Origin of the sequence: Streptomyces sp. NPDC058239, assembly GCF_042882185.1 — a bacterium.
Lineage (GTDB): Bacteria > Actinomycetota > Actinomycetes > Streptomycetales > Streptomycetaceae > Streptomyces.
In genome coordinates this window covers 1-3,282 of the sequence record NZ_JBHVWS010000131.1, presented here as the reverse complement: position 1 = coordinate 3,282, position 3,282 = coordinate 1, and the positions used below count along the sequence as shown (strand labels likewise).

3 protein-coding genes are annotated in these 3,282 nt (G+C 69.5%); 1 reads left to right on the top strand and 2 read right to left on the bottom strand.

The window, feature by feature from the left end:
* Positions 1–488: 488 nt before the first annotated feature.
* Complete coding sequence (locus ACFVYE_RS47145) at positions 489–1,208, bottom strand: DJ-1/PfpI family protein (protein WP_383979556.1); 720 nt, start codon at positions 1,206–1,208, stop codon at positions 489–491.
* Positions 1,209–1,355: 147 nt separating this feature from the next.
* Here ACFVYE_RS47145 and ACFVYE_RS47140 point away from each other — a divergent pair, with 147 nt between their 5' ends.
* Entirely contained in the window at positions 1,356–2,354 is a 999-nt protein-coding gene (locus ACFVYE_RS47140; protein WP_383979558.1) for a GlxA family transcriptional regulator, read from the top strand.
* Positions 2,355–2,650: 296 nt separating this feature from the next.
* Here ACFVYE_RS47140 and ACFVYE_RS47135 read toward each other — a convergent pair.
* Positions 2,651–3,282: IclR family transcriptional regulator (locus ACFVYE_RS47135; protein WP_383979561.1), on the bottom strand; the 632-nt coding region annotated here is incomplete at its 5' end.

Here is a 3,282-nt window from a genome sequence, read left to right as displayed (position 1 = left end):
CCGACCCACCACGGCCTGAACACAGGCCCGGAACCCGGGTCGCCCCACCCCGACACACCCTCAGACCACCACGTACCCAACAACGTGACAGTGCCCTTCAGAGGGCTGCAGCGCGGAGGTGTGGTGGGAGGAGTAGAGGGCTAGGCACCCGCCCTCCCCGGAAGGCGTCGTGGGGCACGACCGGCCCCGTGTCGGATGACACGGGCGGAAGCTTCACCCGTCGAGTGTGCCGCCCAGACGGGGCGTGGGGTAGGGCTCCTCCAACCGCCAGTGTCATCCGTCCGCAGGTCATCGAGCTCCGGCGGTGACGATGCCCCGCGGGCGCGTGTGCCGCGGACGACGTTTTCTGGTGGCCGCCCGTTTCAGTGCCCGCAGCCGGACATCGGGGTGTCGAGGTACTTCCAGGTCTGGGATCCGACCTGGCCATCGGGCCTCTCATGACCACTGCGCCGTATGCCTTTCCTCTCCCGCCCAGCAGCCCACGGCGCTCAGTTACTCAGGTGCGCCAGCAGGGCAGGGTGGTCGGCGAGAGCGTTCTGGAGCAGTTGTCGGGCGAAGGGCGCGTACTGGCCGCTGTCGGCAGCTGTCCAGTCGATCGGGCCGAAGGGCGGCTCGGGGTCGTACTCGATGAACAGCTGGACCATGCGCGCGACCTCGTTGCCGGCGAGGCGGCCGACAAGGTGCAGTGCCATGTCGATGCCGGCCGAGACGCCGGCGGCGGTGATGAAGTGCCCGTCCTCGACCCAGCGCCGGGTGACCGGTGTTGCCCCGAAGCGGGCGAGCAAGTCGCGGTACATCCAGTGCGTGGTGGCCTGGCGGCCCTCCAGGAGCCCTGCCGCCGCGAGCAGTAGCGAGCCGGTGCACACCGAGCCGACGATCTGTGACCGCGCCGCGGTCTCACGTAGGTTCCCCAGCAAATTCTCGTCGGCGATCGCGGCAAGGGTGGGGACGAGGCCGCCGGGCACGATCGTTGCGTGCGGATCCGCTATTTCCTCGAAGGTGTGACTGGGTACCAGGGACAGCGGGGTGTCGCTTCCTATCGGCTCAATCCGCTCGCCGATCACGACGGTGCGGTAGCCGGGAACCAGATCAGCCAGCGCTGCGAAGACCTGCAGCGGGCCGACGATGTCCAGCGGCGTGAGGCCCGGGTACAGCACGAAGGCAATGGTTTTCACCGGGGCCGACGGCACGGGCGAGGTTTCGGTCATGACAGGACTCCTGAATGTCGGTGGGTGGCCGGTGGGCTGGCCTGACCACCCTCACCCACCACCACAACCAGAGACAGGAGCCTCCGGACTCTGCGTCCGAAATCCTGGGATACCTGTCCTGCAGACAGATTCGGTAGGGTCGTAGGCATGACGACAGCTGCCCGCCACCGCGTGGTGATCGTGGCCTACGACAACGTGGAACTCGTTGAGGTCGCCTGCGTGACCAGCGCCTTCGACGGGGCGAACCGCCTCGGTGCGAGTCCGCCCTACGACGTCCGCCTGGTCACCCCGGAGGGCCGCCCGGTGCGCTGCTCCTCAGGACTGGTCCTGGGCGCGCAGGCGGCGCTGGAGCGTACCCGCGGCCCGGTCGACACGCTGCTGGTCGTCGGCGGGCCGGGCCACGCCGCGGCGGCGCAGAACACCTGGCTGGTCGAGCACGTGCGCCGCCTGGCCGGAATCGGCCGTCGGGTCGCATCGGTGTGCACGGGCTCCAGTGTTTTGGCGGCGACCGGGCTGCTCGACGGCCGACGCGCCACGACCCACTGGGCGTACGCGCACGACCTCGCGCAGCGTCACCCGGCCGTCCAAGTCGACCCCGCGCCGCTGTACCTCCGCGACGAGCACGTCTGCACGTCGGCCGGGGTCACCGGGGCGCTCGACCTCGCCCTCGCGTTCGTCGAGGAGGACCACAACCCGGCCCTCGCCCGGACGCTGGCCCGGATGATGGTGACCTACCTCCAGCGGCCCGGCAACCAGGCCCAGATCAGCATGTTCGTCGAGGCACCGGCTCCGGAGCACCGGACCGTACGACGGACCGTCGAGCACATCATCGGGCACCTCGACGGCGACCTCAGCGCCACCGCGCTCGCCTCGTACGCGGGAGTCAGCGGGCGTCATCTGGCCCGGCTGTTCCTCGACCACCTCGGACAGACACCGGCCCAGTTCGTACGGACCGCCCGAGCCGAGTCGGCCTCACAACTCCTCATCTCCACAGCGCTGCCGCTGGCATCGATCGCGAGGCGCTGCGGGTTCAGCTCCGCCGAGACAATGAGGCAGGTATTCCTGGACCACTACGGAACCACACCCAGCCAGCACCGCACAGTCCACAGCGCTCCCCGGGTTGTACCCGCCGCGGGGCGGCCGTGATCAATCTCAGCGCTACTTCCTGTACCTCAGCTACGACCGACGCCAATTGCATCTATGCGAACTCGCGACGATATGCGCATCGTCGCCGTCCAGGGCATCGGGCCCGTGCCCCGGGCGGGAACTACCTGTAGTCGTCCTCTTTCAGCCGAACAACCCGGGCCTGCTCAACGTCATCGGCTGCGTTGTCGGCGCTGGAGCCGACCGCGCTCATGGACTGGGTGACGCCGGCTTCACGGCAGGCATCGGCGAAAGCACGGCTGCTGCCCAAAAGACCTGTGTGGCTGCTTGCGACGGAGTCAGCGGCTGTTGTGGCCGCGCAGTGCGTCCTGGAGCCACCGGCTCCAGGACAGGGCCGCCGCCGCGTGGTCGTCGGTGCGGGGCGCCAGGCGGACACGCGGCCCCACGATCTGGATCGCGGCGATCACCTCACCGCGGAAGTCGCGGACCGGTGCGGCGATCGAGTAGAGGCCAGGTTCGGCCCCCTCGTCGATGACGGAGTAGCCGCGCTCGCGGGTCCCCGCGAGGCGGTGGAGAAAGTCGTCGATGCTGGTGGGGGTGTTGGGTCCGTGGCTTACGAAATCGGTGCGGGCGAGGACCGAGGCGACCTCATCGTCCTCGGCGTCGCACAGCAGGGCCTGGCCGCAGTCGCTGCAGTACGCCGGGTAGGGCCGCCCGACCCAGGAGCCGATCTGGCTGCTGCCCGGCGGCACCCGTTCCGCAATGGTGACGGTGGCGTCGCCGACGAGTATGCCGAGGTAGCAGCTCTCGCCCGTGTCTGCGGCCAGCCCTTCCAGCGCCGTCTGCCCGTCCGTGCGCAGCCGGTGGGCCGTGAGCGGCACTGTCACGTTGTTGGGTACGTGGTGGTCTGAGGGTGTGTCGGGGTGGGGCGACCCGGGTTCCGGGCCTGTGTTCAGGCCGTGGTGGGTCG

Excerpts from the sequence above, each read along its gene's own strand:
- ACFVYE_RS47140 (WP_383979558.1), top strand. The coding sequence starts at position 1,356 with ATGACGACAGCTGCCCGCCACCGCGTGGTGATCGTGGCCTACGACAAC.
- ACFVYE_RS47145 (WP_383979556.1), bottom strand. The coding sequence starts at position 1,208 with ATGACCGAAACCTCGCCCGTGCCGTCGGCCCCGGTGAAAACCATTGCC.